This window comes from Sphingomonas sp. QA11, from assembly GCF_028473665.1.
Lineage (GTDB): Bacteria > Pseudomonadota > Alphaproteobacteria > Sphingomonadales > Sphingomonadaceae > Sphingomonas > Sphingomonas phytovorans.
In genome coordinates this window covers 756,249-771,971 of sequence record NZ_CP098774.1, presented here as the reverse complement: position 1 = coordinate 771,971, position 15,723 = coordinate 756,249, and the positions used below count along the sequence as shown (strand labels likewise).

Sequence of the window (15,723 nt, the reverse complement as noted above, 5' to 3'; positions counted from 1 at the left end):
TTCACTTCTTTGACTGCCCGTCATCATCAGAACAGTTCTGATCGACCCGCTCCGAACCTGGACAACGCTTTTCAGCTCCCGCCGGACCGAGCACGTCAACCGTGATCACTGAGCGTCGATCACCCTGATTGTTTGCGGCATTTGAAGCTCCGGCAGCCTGTGCCGCGATCGCGGACGCGGCATCTCCGGGAGACGCAATCTTGGCGGTCACTGCAGAACTCGGCACGCCCGTGATGTCGCCGGCCGCCTTGAAGTTGTCGGCATTGGCAACGCGTGCGGCGGCGACCACGATATTGCCCGAAGCGCGAACCCCGGCATCCCCGGCATCAACCTCTCCGACGGGCGCGATCAGGATCACATCGGATGGCGGATCGGATGGCGTGCGTTTAAATGCACCGATGCCCGCGCCGGCGACGCTGCCGGCGCTATTCACTTCGGCCAACCCGTTTTCATCGAACCTGACGGTGACCGGCGGAAAGTTTGACGCGCTCTTCGGACCTTGCCCGGCGTTCAAATCTCCATTGGAAGACCACATCGTGATGTTGCCGCTTTGCTGGGTGAAGACACGGCTTTGATTGAGGATGAAGTCGCCGTCCGTGAAGGATCTGATCTGTCCACCCTGCAAGGTCAGGACACCCTCGAAACCAAGCGGAACCGAGGCCAGCCGGCTGGGAGCCTGGGACGTAAGGTCACCCGCTTCCAAGCCTGGCAGCCTGGCGGCGTTGGGGAAACTGAAAGCAGTCGCGCGTCGTTGCGGTTGATCGGACGTGCGGACGACCGAACCGGCAATGATATCGCCGCCGGGACCCAGGATCGTCACATTGCCGCCACGTCCTGTCTGGATCGTCGCAAGGCGCAGATCGACATTGCCGGTGATGACTCGCTTGGCGCGCTGCGGCTGGCCAGCGACAATGTTGCGGACGGGTTCGCCCAGCGGATGGTCTTCGGAGACTGTCGACGGATCGAGCGTGTAGGGTGCAAGATTGTCGGTATAGCCGAGGCTTTTCGGGAACAGGGTCTGTATCGCCCGATAGCCGCGAACATATTGGAGATAGGACGGCCCCTTAGAATTTCCCGCCTGCGCAAGTTCGTTGAAGTAAAGGTCGTTGACGAGGAAATCCTGCTGCCGCAGCGGATCTATCTTCGAGAAGGCCGTGTAGAGATCGGCGAATTTCCCATAGGACACCACGGCAAGCACGGCATTGCCCGCCGGGGTGTCAGGGAAATTCTGCCCACCGAATAGCGAAGCGAAGGCGTCCGGCGCATTGTCCCGCAACCACTCGGCAAGCAGCGGCGCATAGATCGGCTTGCCGCGATCAGGCCGTTGATTGCCGAAGCTGTCCTTGACCTGCTCGAACAAGTCTCCATCCAGTCGGGCGAGATTCTCCGGGTTTAGATATGTTTCGCGCAGCGCCGCATAGTCAGCGCCAGCGGCCATGCCGAAACGGACGCTCATATCTGCTCCCGCACCGGTCAGCCACGGGTTATAGTCATTCCCGATCGTGCGAATGCCACCAGCAAAGGTGTAGGTCTTGCCGTCGACGGGCGATGTGACGTTGGCGGACGTCACGAACGGACCCAGATCGCCGCCGGCCTCGACGATCAGCGTGCCTGGACCGCCGAGAATGAAATTGCTTGATTTGACGAAAGGCAGGCCGCCGGCGGCCGCGGTGGTCCCAACGATATCGCCGCCCGCGCGGATTCGAGTCACGTCTTCAGACGACAGGTTTTGACCATTGAAGAACATGTCGACGATGTCGCCCGCGGCCGTGATCCTGGCCTGTTTAGGCAGGAAGATCGCAGACTGATCGATGTCGCCGTTGCTGTAGATGCGCACCGGCGCCGGATCGCCGGCATGGGTAATGCGCTGGTTATGCTGGTCACGCAGTTGCGCGTCGGTCGTGTCCACCGTCACGAACGGAAGCTGATAGCTTACCGTGCCCGCCGGCGCCGCGAAGGCGCCTCCGAGCGATGACGGATCAGCGTCGCTCATCGCGATCACCAGTTGATCGATATTGCCCGCGCTGAACAGGCGGAGCTGGCCGATCGTCGATGGATAGAGAAGCTGTGCAGAATTGCGCGGCAACTCGACACTCGAAGTGAGCGATGTCATTTCCAGGGTCGGCGGCAACACCTGGGTATAAGCGGTAGGAGTGATCACTCCGGGCGGAATATAGGAAGGTTGCTGCCCATAGTCGGTACGGCCCCCAATCCCGGCCGTCTGCGCAATTTTTGCAGTCCCGGTCGCTGAAAGGCTGAACGAAGCCGCAGGACTGAAAAAGCCCGCAGAATTGAACGATTGATCGACGCCCAGCGCGGAAACACTCGCGACCGTTGCCGCCCCCCGCGCCGAGACATCGACGACGGCATTCGACAAGCGGATCCTCAGATATTGCGGTGTCTGCGCTGCAAGCGGCTCCATGCCGAAGGCCGCGACATCACCATCGGCGTGGACCGAAGCCGCCCCGGTTGCGATATCAAAACGGCCAGCGAGAATATCGCGGCCGGCCGCCACCGACAGATCGCCGCTGCCGAAGGCCAGCATGGCTGCACCTGCGTCGGTCATATTGGTGGTGACGCCGGAGGCAAGAACCACGTTCAGATCCGTGACATCCCGCCCGGCGCGAACCTTCACGTCGCCACCGCCGAGAGCACCTACACCGGATGTAAAATACCGCGAGGCAATGCCGAGTTCCGTATCGACACCGATTCCGCCGGTCAGCCATCTTTGTGCAAACTGTCCGGCGGTAACGCCCGCTCCGGTGCTGGAGCCATTGCTCGCGCCTGCGTAGCTTTGGCCGGACGCGCCAAGCGTCTCGCTCCACGCATCGCGCCGGCCAAGCACATCGCGCCCGGCATCGAGCACAATATCGCCACCGCCCCGCGCAAGGACAGGCAAGGTATCGGAAAGGGCTCTCGGCGACGGTATGAAGTCGACCTTTTCGATCCCCGGCACCAGATAGGGGCTATCAGGTGTGATCGATACGAGCGCGCCATCGCCCATGACTCGTGCGTTGATATTTATCGGGGCGACACGCACCCCCGACGTATAGATCGCAGCGGAGGCGAATTGAGCAGCTTGTGCTGCCTGGCTACCGTCGTAATTGGGTTGCTGAGCCAATGTTCCGTCGGCGCGCCGATACACCGGGGCGGATGCTCCACGAAGATCGATATCGCGCGAAGCGGCTACATCGACCGCACCGTCTCCGGTCCGGATATAGGTCCGTACATGAGCCTGGTTGGGAGCATCCGGGCTATTCTGCTGATTGGCATTGCCGTAACGGATGACGGGAGGCGTTCGGTTGGCCGAGTAGCCCGTTCTGCCAGTGGCGAGGCCAGCCTGGTAGGTCGGCTCGAAGGACTGCAGGAAACCGACAACTTCGGAGAGCGGCGCGATGATCCCGGACGGCTGGTTTGCCGATCCGGTAAAACTATATCCCTTGCCCGCGAAATAGGCCCGGGCAGCGGCGCGCGCATCGGCGCTTAGCCCCGTTGTCCCCGTGCCCCAGCTGAACTGGGTATATGCATCATCCTTGAGGCGGTCGAGGCCCGCCGTCGTGTTGGTAAGCTTCAGCGTATCGCCGATGTTGAAGTTTACCTGGTTCGTATCTGTCGACGACCGGAACAGGCGGAACTGGAGCGGGCCGGCATAGTTCACCGTACCGGTCGCGGTGAGGCGATAGGAGAATTCGCCAGAAACCGTCATATCCGCGTTGAGTGCCCGGTTGACCTGGAGCGGATTGGCCGAAAGGATGCTTCCCGCCCCCGCGACAAGACGAAGATCGGACGAGTGCATCGCCGTGTTGCTGGACAGCAATGGGAACAGCTCACCAAATCCGAGCGTATCGCCGACCGGGTTGCCATTCGCGTCGACGGCGCCGGCCGCGCCGTTCCCGATGAGCGACAGGGGGGAGTTCACATAGGGCGCACCCGACGTCATATCGCCTTGCACGGCCGCTGAACTCAGCGAGATGGCGATCGTACCGTTGACGCCAGGGTTATTCGCGACGCCGTCGCGATAGCTGACAATAGTACCGCAATTGCCGGTGTTGCCACCGCAGGAGAATTGAAGCGCGGGCGAATAGCCGCGATCACCGCCGCCGAGCTGATAATTGGTATAGGCTGGATCGGACTTGTCCCGGAAGGTGAAGAAGCCGTCCGAAATGCTCCGATTTACAGTTAGATTTCCTCCAGCCCGCAGAGTGACGACTGGTGCCTCTCCCCGAGCCGAGCCATCGACGCGATAGAGGAACGTCGCATAATGTTCGAGCAGATCGCCCTCCCTGCCCGGCACAACCCTGTACTGGGTCTGCCCACCCTGACTGAGCTCAGGGATGACCTTCAACACGCCCGCACCGACGGCGGCCTGGAGTTGTTCCGGCGAGAAGGACGCAGCCGCGAGATTCCACTGGGTTTCGGTTTTGATGCCGCCGGTCGACGCAAGCTCCACACCCGGCCGCAAGCGGACCCCCTCCAGGCTGCTTCCGTCGACCGTCGACACGCCGAAATCCTGGATGAACTGGACCAGCGAGGAGGTACCATCAGCGAGCGTGAAGCGTTCGGTGAACGGATTGGCGCCGACCGCCGCCATGTTGAGGAGCAACGTGCCATCCGCGGCGCGCGAGATGCCCGAATAGAGTCCGCTGTTCGCGATGGCGTCGAGATCGTACCGCTGGAATGCTTCGAGCTGGATGCTGCCGGCGCCCTGGATCGCACCGCCCAGGCTGACCGCGACCTTGTCCTTTCCATCCCCGATCACGGGCGCGCGAAAGCTGACCTTTCCGCCGGCATCGGGCTCGGCATAGCGATAGACCGTCACCGGATTGCCGGTCGCGGGATCGGTGATCACTTGCGGGATCAGACGCCCAACTCCCGGGTCGGCCTGGGTGCGACGCGCTCCTGCGTCGATGATCGCCCCCTTTGCGATGGTGATCGCCGCGCTCTGGCTTTTGATCCCGATCGTGACGTCCCCCGCGGTAGCCGGGCGGCTATCGGTAGCAGCGTAGCCGGTCGTGTGGGTATCGAGCCTCGCCGTCGACGTCAGCGTAACACCCGAATTGCCCCAAAGCGCGATGTCGCCACCATTCACGGCGGCATTGCGGGCATCGTCCGCCGACATGCCAGAGACATTCACGCCCGACGTATCGATGGTACCGGCGATGGTGATCGCTCCGCCATCCGCGGTCAGCGTGACATTCTTCGCATTAAGAGTCTGGCCGGCCCCGAGATCAAGATTGCCCGCACCCGAGCGCACCCGAAAATCTCCGCCGAACAACGTGCCGTAGCGATCGACGAAACCGCCAAGGCCGAATGCCCCGGTGCCGGAATCGAAGGTGAAGGACCCCTGCCGCCTCCCCTTCGCTTCCGAATTGATCGTAGCGTCAAGCGTGATCGCCCCGTTGCTCGCGAGCAGATTGATCGTACCCGCGCTGCCCAGTCCGGTGTCGCTGACCAGCGAAGTCCGTGAATCGAGGTTGATATTGCCGTTCGCCGCGAGGAGATTGATCGTCCCGCCACCGGCCGAGACCGTTACCGGATCCACCTTATCACCGAAGGTCTGCTCGAAACCCGGTACCTCGAGCGAGGCGCCGCGCAGTGCGATATCGGTCTTCGACTGTATATCGATGATGCCGGCAGTCGCCCGAATCCTGCCGCCATCGATGGCGACCGACCGGGCCCTGTCATCGATCGTTCCGATCGCGATCCGCGCCCCAGGCGCCGCATTGCCGTCGATCTTCGCGGCACCGTTGGTTCCGGCCGCGTTCATCGCAAAATCACCAGTGCTCAAAAAGGTGTAGTCGGGCCGGACTTTCTGCTCACGTGGATCGGCAGCCGACGCCCGATCGGCGAGGAACGGTGTCCGCAGCGTCAGTGATGCATCGCCGGTCGAGAAGCTGCCCTTGCCCTCGACATACATTCCGTCGCTGGCGGCAAGCGTGACGCCGCCAGCAAAGCCCGTGGCGCGCACGCTGTTCGCGCCGAAGCTGAGCGTGGCGGCGTTGAGCGTAAAGGACCCGGCAGGGGCGCACATACCAGCCGTGGCGCAGCCATCATTGGCGCCGGTCGAGTTCAGGAGGCGCGCATTGCCGGCCTTGACGAGCACCGATCCGGCGGAGCCCCCGCGCGCACTGGCAGCGAGCGAAGCGGTATCAAGCACGAGGTCGTTGAATTGATGCGTGCCGGCCGAGAAACGGATCGTGCCCGGCGAGCGGACGGTCAACCGCTCGGCCAATGCGAGCTTCGCCTCAAGATTCGAGCCGATCACGCCAGCCTGGCCGGCCACGTCGTTGCCGCCATCGAACCGGATCGACTGGCCGCTGACGGCAATCCACTTAGCGTGCAAATCTGCTGCGTTCGAGACGGCGAAACTGCCGCTCGAATCCAGTCCAAGTGCGTCACCGGAGAGTGTGGCTGCGCCGATCTCGATCGACGACATGTTGCTGCCAGTGCCGGTGCGTGTCACCAGCCGCTCCTTGCCGTTCGCCAGGCGGAGCAACGACCCGTCGGCCGACGCCATATAGTCCGAGCCCGACTGCGTGCCGACGGCTCCGATCGCGGCGATCTGGGCTCCGTCCTCGACCGTCAGGCGCGATCCATTGCCGCCGACGGCAAGAAGCAGTTCCGGGGCCTGAAGATGCGCACCGCCCGCCACGGTGATATTCGCGGCTGTTGCGGCGATCGTGGTCGTGCCGTCGGCATTTTCCGTACGCTGGCCACCGACAAGGAGACTGGCGGCATTGAGCTTGTTGAGCGTGCTGTCGCTCACCCGCAGGACGCCTGCGCTCGCCTGGCGTCCGTCTCCCCCGATGACGATGTTCTGACCAAGGATATCAAACTGCCCGCCCTGGCCGCCATCGACGGGCGTCGTGTCGAATATGCCGGCAACGCGGAGCTCGCTGAGCGGCGCCAGCACGACTCGCGCCGCGTCGAGCGGCAAGCGTGAACGTCCGAGCCCGCCCTTGACTGCTTTGGCCGCGATATAGCCGGAACCGCTGGTGGTCTTGATCTGCGAATATTTGAGAAAGACGTCCTTCGACTGAACGGTGAAAGACCGTCTCGCCGACTCCGATATGCCGGTCCCCGCATAGCCATAGGTACCGCCGACGACGATGCTTCCATCAAGCAGTCTGGAGCTTGTCCCCGGAATCAACGCGGCGGCATCGGTATTCTCGACCAGCCGGAGAGCGCCGGGAATCGACATCGCATATTTCGCCGGAACCAGGAGATACTCACCCGCCGCGACACCCTGACCGCCATCAAGGATGACGGTGCGGCCGGCATTGGCACCGTAGAGGTCGACCGGACCGGCACTGCCATAGTCCGCCGAATAGATGGGATCATAGGGCGCGATTTTGCCGAGTTGGCCGATCGCCACCAAAGCAAAGACTTGCCGTCGGTCGGCATATTGATAGCCGATGCCGGTCGCGGGATCATAACCATTGCTGCTGAACCCATCGCGGTTGAAGCGGTCGAGAACATCGCGGGAACCGCCGACGCCGGATTGGAATTCATAGGCAAAGACATCGCCACCGCCCCGGCCGTCGAAGAGCGCTCCCGTTTCCTGAACGATCGAATTCCCCGCAAGCCGCAGTTCCCCGGCTGGGAGCCTGGTTATCGGTGTCCCAAGCGTCGGGAAGAAATATTCGATGAGATCAGTCGTCGTACCATAAGGGATGTTGGTGCCGAAACCGGAAACAGTCGTGATGCTGCCGGCACCGAAGGTCACGGACCTAGTCGGCGTCGATTGAGTTCCATCAACGCTGATCGACGTCGCGCTGCCGAGTTCAAGCAAGCCGAGAGGCGCGGCCAGATAGCCATTCTGGATAATTTGCGCAGCCAGCACCCGCAGATGCGAACCTGCCGACAAGGGCAATGGTGCATTCGGATCGAGATAGGAATTGCCAAAGGTGATCTTATGGTCACCCAGAGCAAGCAGATCGTACGGTCGTGATCGATCCGCCGGAAGCGCCTCCAACATCCCCTGGAGGTTTCCGGTTCCCGTGGTCGCATAGGTTCGGCGCGCATCGAACGTGATGTCGGCGTTTGCAAACAACTGGCCGTTATAGACAGGGAGATTGCCCGGCGTCTGGTCGTTGACACCTATGAGGCGAACATCGCCCGGCGTGCCGAACAGCAACGAGGCGATGCTTTTGTCGAAACGAATACCCCCGGCGAGATCAATTCCCTGCGTCCCCGCGATGAACCTCACATCCGCGTCGCCCGCTTGCGCGACATCTCCGCCGACTATCCCCCGCCGGCTGGCGAACCGGATATAGGAAGCCGATATTGACGCATTGGTGCCAGCCGTAGCGCCGATCGAAACACTCGCATCTGTATCGAAGAGATTCCCGGCCACGACCGGGTCCTGTGAGGTGACCATCAGGGCCTTACGCAGGGTCAGCGAGAAATCGCCGTCGAGCGTCAGCCCTCCGCGCGCAATGAGGGTGTCGAAACCGCTCTGCGCGATCAGGTTCGCCGACAGATAATTGAAATCGCTACCGCCGCTCGAGCCGCCTATGGTCGGACGAAGCCACTCGAGGACCCCGCCTTCGGCGCGACCATTACCGCCGCGCGCGGCGATGAGGGTTGTTCCAAGCGAGCCGCCCGCCAGTGCCGAGATCGTTCCGGCCTTGCTCCACTCGAGATAGGGCGCGTAGGATCCCAGCCCGATCGCCTGGTCGAACACCGCACTCGCCCCGCTGATATCCAGCGTAGCACCGTCCTGCCGAACCAGCGTTCGCCCCGTATCGATTGTCGCCAACGCGTTAGCCGCTATCGACCTGACTACCTGCCGTGCGGGGTCCGTGCGCAGGGTGCCACCGTCAACCACACGCCCGACACGGATTCGATCACCATTGGACTTGAAGGGCGCGCGCGGATTCACCAGGGCGACGCCCGATAGATCGGTCGTGCTTCCGGAAGTGAGAAGAACCCCCCGGGATTCGTCCATGAGCCCAAGGAAATAAATCAGCCGATCCGCGCCTTCGCGTGTGACAAGTTCCTGGTTCGTGAGGAGCCGGCCGGAACTGGTTACACCGGCGGCGTTTGTCGCCTGCTCGTTGAAGCGCCCTTCCGCGTCCGGCGGCCCACCAAATGCTTCGGCGAGACCGCGGCCGCCGAGGTCGGTCCCGCGCACGCCAAGACCACCCTGCAAAAGGCTCATGATCAGATCGCCGCGTTGCGAGATCGTGCCCCCATGAAGGATGATGCTACCGGCGTTATAGAGCTTGCTGACCGTCAGGCTCGCTTCCGGAGCACCGGTGACCTGCCCTCCCGCAAGCACATCGAGTTCAGTCAGGCCGCCCAACACAAGATGGGCAGCCCGCTGATCCCAGAGGTTGTCGTTCTTCGTAGGCGACAGAAACGACTGGGCAGTCAGGTCCGCCCCTGTAGCAAGCCCGCGCAACGCCTTGGTCTGGTCCGCGTTGAGGAACGTAGGCAGCATCCATTGCGTAAGATCGAACCTTTCGCCTGCGCCGACAACGAAACGCGTGGTCTCCAGAAAGGCCGATTTGCTCACCCGATCATTGGCAAACACATCGTCCACGATCCGCGAGCGATAACTGCTGACATCCAGCGTGCCGAAGCCCGTGGTCCTGAAGAAATCGAAACCGATATGGGTACTGCCAGCCCGGTTGTCCGAACCGAAGCTTATGTCCGGCGCGACGAGCGTGAACGTGCCGCCGCCGGCGAAGCCGAAGCCCCTGATCGATCCTGAAGCGAGGTCGATTGTCGAACTCGGCGTAGGAACCAGCGCGGCCAACACGGCATCGACATTCTGGCCGCCAGGAACCGGCGTGAACTCCACCGACTGGTTGGTACCCTCAATCGGCAGGTTGGCGACCGCCGAGAAATCGGTATCGCCACGGAGCAGGCCGCTGAACGTCAGATTGGTCGATGCATAGACCGTTGCGTTGATCAGCGAGACATCGCCACCCTTGCCGGTCAACACCAATCCGCCGGTCGGCGTAACATATCCGCCGGATCCCACGTTGAGCGATCCCCTCAGCCGGATGCTGCCACTAAGGTCTATCGCTTCCCTCGCGGACTCCAAATCGCTTCCCACCGCGGCGAACACCCTGGGCGCTACGGTCAGGCTGATGCTTCCCCCGTCGCTGAACGCACCACCGCGGCCGAGGCCCGCCTGCGCGAAATCATTGACCCAGAGTCCGGCGGTCGAAAGCGACCCCGTCACGACGATATCAAACGGGTTCAAATCGCCCGGATTCTGCGCGTAGAGATAGTTGGGGCTGATATCGTCGCCGTTGCCATCCCCATAAAGGCCTGTCCGAAATGCCGAACCGTTGCTCTTGGCCAAATCGAGATGCCCCGCACCCAGCGCGTCGGTCGCCTTGCCGACGAGCATCGTCCGGGCCGTGATCGAGCCTGAGGCGACCTCCACGGTACCGTCGAAACGAATGGTGCGCCCGGCCCCGACGACCAATGCGCCACCAGGGGCCAGTTCGACACGCGACGCGCCGGTGATCGTCAGCGCGTCCGGCGTCTGCAAGGTGAAGGGAGCGGCATCCGCGAAGGTCACGGAGCCGGCCGCACTCAACGACAATCGCGAAAGGCCCGCGCCGGAAAGCATGGTGTCGTCGAGCAGAAGTTCCGACCAGTCGGATTCCGCCGAGCCCCGCCTGCCGTGATAGACAAGCACGTCGCCCAACGAGGTGATCGAAAGGGCGCCGCCAGCGGGCAGTTCATAAGGAGACCGTTGGAGGAGGCGCCCACTCGCCTGCGATGCAAGGCTTGGCCGAGTGCCACGATTGATCTGTCGCGCACCCGCGAAAGCATTCCCGTAGACCGTACCGTCGACCGACACTGCGGCTGCGTTGATCGTCAGCGCGCCGGCATCGCGGCCCTCATCATAAGATTGTTCGTATCGACTCGTCTCGGTGGCCGGATTGACAAAGGTATTGAGGACACCGAACCGGGGTTGGACCGAGCTGAATCCCTCGGCCACCCCCACATAGACATCGTTCGGATTGGCCTGGCTGATATCGACGACACGCCCGTCATTGGTGACGAGCTTGCTCGTTTTCACGCTTCCGGCCGCGTAGTTCACCCACCCGCCCGAGAAATCGATCACGGCATCGCGTGCGATATGAACCGAAGGAGCGGTGCTCACGCGAACGTTGGAGAAGTTGCGCAGTTCGCTGGTCGACAGGTTGACCGAACCACCCTTCGTCAAAAATTCTGCGGCGGAACTGCTGATCTGGCTGGCGAGGCTGCCTGCCTCGATCAGAGGCGATCCGACCCAGGCAACGCCGTCATCTCGCACGCCCGAAATGCGCGGATCCACATATAGCGTGGCACCATTGAGCGAGAAATTCCCGTCAAGCGCCACTTCCCGATAATTGGGCGTGTCGCGCAACTCGCCACGCTTCACCGGCGTGATGGCGATCTGGTTGCGCGAGGCAGCGAGCTGGACATCCTTGAGGCCGCTGACGTCGATCATGGCGCCGCCGGCAATATCGATATGCCCCGGATGGACGACATCGAACGTCTCGTCCGTGATCGTCTTGACGCCCACGGAAATATTGGCCCCCGGGGCATAAATCAGGGCATTCCGCCCCATCGAGAAATTGGTCGCGATCAGGGCCCCCACCGGCCGCCCCTCAATCAGGATTTGAGTTCCGATCTCGATCTGAGAAGTCTTGAAGCCCGCCGGCTCATTGGCAGATCCTCGCGGAATGGTTTCGCCATTACCGTCCGCCAGCATTTCAATGCCACTTGCCATCGCAGGGTCACTGCTACCCGCAAGCAGGACGCTGCCGGAGGTGAGCGATATCTTGCCATTGCGCGAAACGCTCGTCGTGGTCGAGAGCAGGCCGCTATGCGTAATCGAGCCATCGGCCCCAGTGCCCAGCGAGATATAGCCGCGACGGGACTCGATCAATCCGGCGTTGACGATGGTCCCCTCGGCCTGTCCGCTATAGACGAAGCTGTTTAGCTTGTATCCACGAACGAACGGGTCGGAGGCGCTGCCCGCGCCCGTCGATTGATCATAGGTGACCGCGCGCCCCGCCTGAAGGCTGACTTGCCCGTCGACGGCGATGAGGGTGCCCGCATTTTCGATCTTCGGCGCCGTCAACATGACAAATCCGCCGGCGCTGCTCTTGATATTGGCACCGTGATCAACAACGATCCCGCCTTCGGGCGTATTGCTGAACTGGGTGCCGTTGCCTAGCGACATTCCCGAAACGAGCAGCGGTCCGATATACCCCGCATCTATTCTGCCCGTCGTTCCGTTCGCTGGCGTGAACAGGCCATTTTGCAGGAATATGCTGTTGCGCTCGGCGATGGTCGTCGCCTGTGTCGGCCCGGTGTTCCCGGACACAAACCGCGCCGCATTGCCAAGCTCCAATGTCGACGCCAGCAGCGAATGCGTATTCACCTGGCTGTTCTGGCCAAAAATGATCCCGCTCTGGTTGAGCACGACCACGGTGCCGTCCGCAGTCAGGTTACCCAGGATCTGGCTCGGCGCGACTGCGTTCGATACGCGATTGACGGCGACCCAGCCGGGCTGCGCGACACCGTTCGACTTCTGGTTGAACTGCAGCGTCGTGTTGGCACCGATATTGAAGCTATTCCAGGAGAGCAGCGCCCGCTCCTGGGTCTGGTCGATCGCGACCTTGATCTTGCCGTCCGCGCCGGTGGTCTGGGCCGGGAGCCCCGCCCCCTGCCAGGTCTTCAACCCGGTATCGTCGAGGCTGGCGCTGGCTGCGATCAGCAGTTCGTTGGCGCGCGCGGAATCACCCGCCCGCGCAGCGGCCACTGCCTCACGGATATTGGCCGTTGGATCGAGACCGCTGGATGAAAGCCCGTCAGTCACATTGCCGCGATTGGCTGCGACCACGGCATCGCGCGCGGAGATGACATAGGCACGGATCTGTTCGGCCCGTGAACTGGTGGCGCGCTGACGCGACAACGCCTGGTTCATCGTGACACCGCGCTGCGGCGTAGTCGAAGGACCCTGCGGCTGTGGTTTTGGCGCGTTGGCCTTCGTCCCCAATATCCCCGACAGAGTCGACTGGGCATTCGCGGGGGTCGCGGCGAGTCCGGACGCGAGCGTTGCGATGCTCACGCCGATCAGCAGCATCGAGCGGTGATCCAGGCGGGGGAGGAACGCTTCACGGATAGTCATGACAAAACTCCGGCGAGGCCGTCAGGCATGCAAGGTCGGCTGGCGACACGCTCCGTGCGCGCGCCATATGGAGTTCGAAGGCCGGGGCGCGCTTACTGTCCATCCGGCCGTGTCTGCTGTGCGGGGAGGGACGGCGGTGTGGCATTGGCGCCAGGTGCCGGCGCCCGCCGGGGTGCAGCATCCCAGCGATTGTCATAGGCGCGGTCGCCCAGGCCCTGAAGTTCCGCCTCGAACTTGCGGCGCCCCGTATCGAACGGCAGGAATTGCCCTCGTCGGTAGCGCTTCTGATAGGCTGCGATCAGTTCGTCCGTTATCGCCGAGAGACGCTCGTTCTTCTCACGAATCGCCTTGAGCGCATCCTCGAGCTCCTGGCGATTGGCCGCTTCCGCCCGCAGCCGCACGATCTCCTGCTGCGCATTCAGCAGCGCCTCGCGCATCTCGGCGACCTGGGCGGCTGCATCGGGGCCGTCGGCCTGCGACGCGGAAGCGCCGGCCTGCCGCGTCTCCTGCGCAACTGCCGGCATCGCGATCGAAAGCAGACCAGCAAGCGCCAGTCCGGCCACAAGGATATCCGGGCGCCGCATCAGAACGCCAGGCTCAGATCGAGCTGGAGCACGTCGATCGCGAAGGGATCGCCGACGATCTCATTCGCGCTCAGCCAACGCGCGCCAATGGTGACATTGTCATAGGGGGCAAAGGCGCCGCCGATGAAATAACCCTTGGCGTTGGTACCGCCGAGGTGGAAATCGCTGTCGGTAAAGGCATCCGGCACAGCATCGCTGCCCAACCGCTTATAGCCGGCGTTGACTGCCCAGGCACCACGTCCGGCCTTGCGCGGATTGATGGTGAAGAGCTCGGGGTGGCCGATCGAGAAATAGCCGCCCCAGGCCTCATTACTGCCGATCCAACGCCCGGTGGCACCGGTGCCGCACACCGTGCCGCTCACATTGTTGATTGGGCCGCCCGTGGGGCCTTCGGCGCAATTATTCTGCGGGTCCACGCCGAAATTATGCAGGAAGTTGCCGGTCAGCTTGGCCTGCACGCCATCGGCAATCGGCACGCTGACGGAGCCGTTGATGTCGAGCACGCGAAACGCATATTTCAGGCCGAGCAGTTGCGGCTCGAACAGCGGCGCCGAGCCCTGCTGCGAGGTGTCGAATGTACGCAGGAACATGAGTGTGTTCCCCTTGGTCGGCGAGATCGGCACGAGCGCGTCCGTCGAACAAAAGGTGCTCGCGACATCTAGCGAATATACGTCGCACGGATCCGACACATGGCCGCGCAAATATCTGAAATTGTGAAAGGCACCCGCGAGGCGGGCATCAATCCCGCCGGCGAATTTCTTGCCGATCTCGACCTGGCCCGAAAAGATATACTGATCGCGGAAGTTGCGTTTGTGGAAGCTGCGCGAGGGGAAATTATCGTCACCTGGCTCGAGCGGGAACGCCCCGCCGCGGATCGCAAACAGGAAATCGTCATCATGCCCGAAGATCTTCGCGACGTTGAGCTCACCGGCAGCGCCATCGAACGCCAGGTCCGGATCGTACATCAGGTCGGTGGAAGTCAGCGGATTGTCAAACCGGCCGACGATCGCCGTCACCCCCGGGATCAACTCCCCGCGCGCATAGGCCAGCTGCAGCCAGATATCGCGTTTGCGAAGCCCCCCCATAAGGGTCGAGTTGGTCGAGATAGGACCAGGATTGTCGCCGGTTGCCAGCTGAAAACCGAGTTGGAACCGATCGGCGATCGTCGCCTCGAGGCCGATCCGCGCGCGGATCTGGAACTTGCTGAGACGGTCGTTGGTCGCATTGAGCAGAGGCACAGCAAACGGTGCCCCCGAGGTGATGTCATGCGGCCCGGTGGCGTTGAACTCGGGGACGTTGACGATCTGGTTCGAGTTGGTCTTCGCATAGAAGTCAGAGGCGGACCGAAAACGCAGATCGCCGGTCAGCCGGACATTCTTGATCCAATTCGGCGCGGCCTGGTCGGGCGCCGCCCAGTGCTCGGCCTTCGCCTGCGCCAGAACATCCTGCCGGATTTCATCGCGGATCTGTGCCCGCACCGTCTCGGGCACATAGGGCACCCGCACGGTCCCGGCCGGCGGCGGCGTGAGGGCGGCAACGGCGGAGCCAGCTTGCCCAGGGGCCGTCGCGGTTGATGCGGCGGACGCATTCGCAGCTCGAACGTGGGCTGCTTCGGCCTGAGCCTGGGCCATCAGCGCATTGCCCTTGTCGGAGGTCAACACCCCCTGCTCGACAAGGAGCCGTACGAGATTCACCATCGCGCTGTCGGATGATGTGGTTTGAGATGGCGTGGCGGCGGCCTGCTGCGCCCAGGAAGGGGTAGACCATAGCAGAGCGGCCACCGCCACGCTCGCACCGAGGGAGTTACCCACCGAGCGATTCCTAAATCGATCTGACATCTTCAAATCCCTTTGTTTTTTCAGCGCGCAGGCATCTCGAGAAACCCGATCCTGGCGCGTGATCTGTTGGAGCACGCTGGCGGTCCGCAGCAGGTGCCCATGGCCGATCCGCACGGTGACCGGGCCTGCGCGCATCCCAGCGTGCATATGT

3 protein-coding genes are annotated in these 15,723 nt (G+C 62.7%); all 3 read right to left on the bottom strand.

Features of this window, described 5'->3' with window-relative positions:
• Window position 1 precedes the first annotated feature (1 nt).
• The 3 genes from NDN01_RS03615 to NDN01_RS03605 all read right to left on the bottom strand — a co-directional run bounded on the left by NDN01_RS03615 (window position 2) and on the right by NDN01_RS03605 (window position 15,545).
• The gene (locus NDN01_RS03615; RefSeq protein WP_272625902.1) at window positions 2–13,150 is read right to left on the bottom strand and encodes a filamentous haemagglutinin family protein; all 13,149 of its coding nucleotides are present in this window, start codon (window positions 13,148–13,150) and stop codon (window positions 2–4) included.
• A gap of 92 nt (window positions 13,151–13,242) precedes the next feature.
• Window positions 13,243–13,713 carry a hypothetical protein gene (locus NDN01_RS03610; RefSeq protein ID WP_272625900.1) on the bottom strand — a complete coding sequence of 157 codons (471 nt, stop codon included), beginning with the start codon at window positions 13,711–13,713 and terminating at the stop codon, window positions 13,243–13,245.
• A gap of 20 nt (window positions 13,714–13,733) precedes the next feature.
• Complete coding sequence (locus NDN01_RS03605; RefSeq protein ID WP_272625898.1) at window positions 13,734–15,545, bottom strand: putative porin; 1,812 nt, start codon at window positions 15,543–15,545, stop codon at window positions 13,734–13,736.
• Between the last annotated feature and the right edge of the window lie 178 nt (window positions 15,546–15,723).

What these genes read in the sequence shown, in the direction of transcription:
- NDN01_RS03615 (WP_272625902.1), bottom strand. Translation starts at nt 13,150, where the DNA reads ATGACTATCCGTGAAGCGTTCCTCCCCCGCCTGGATCACCGCTCGATG.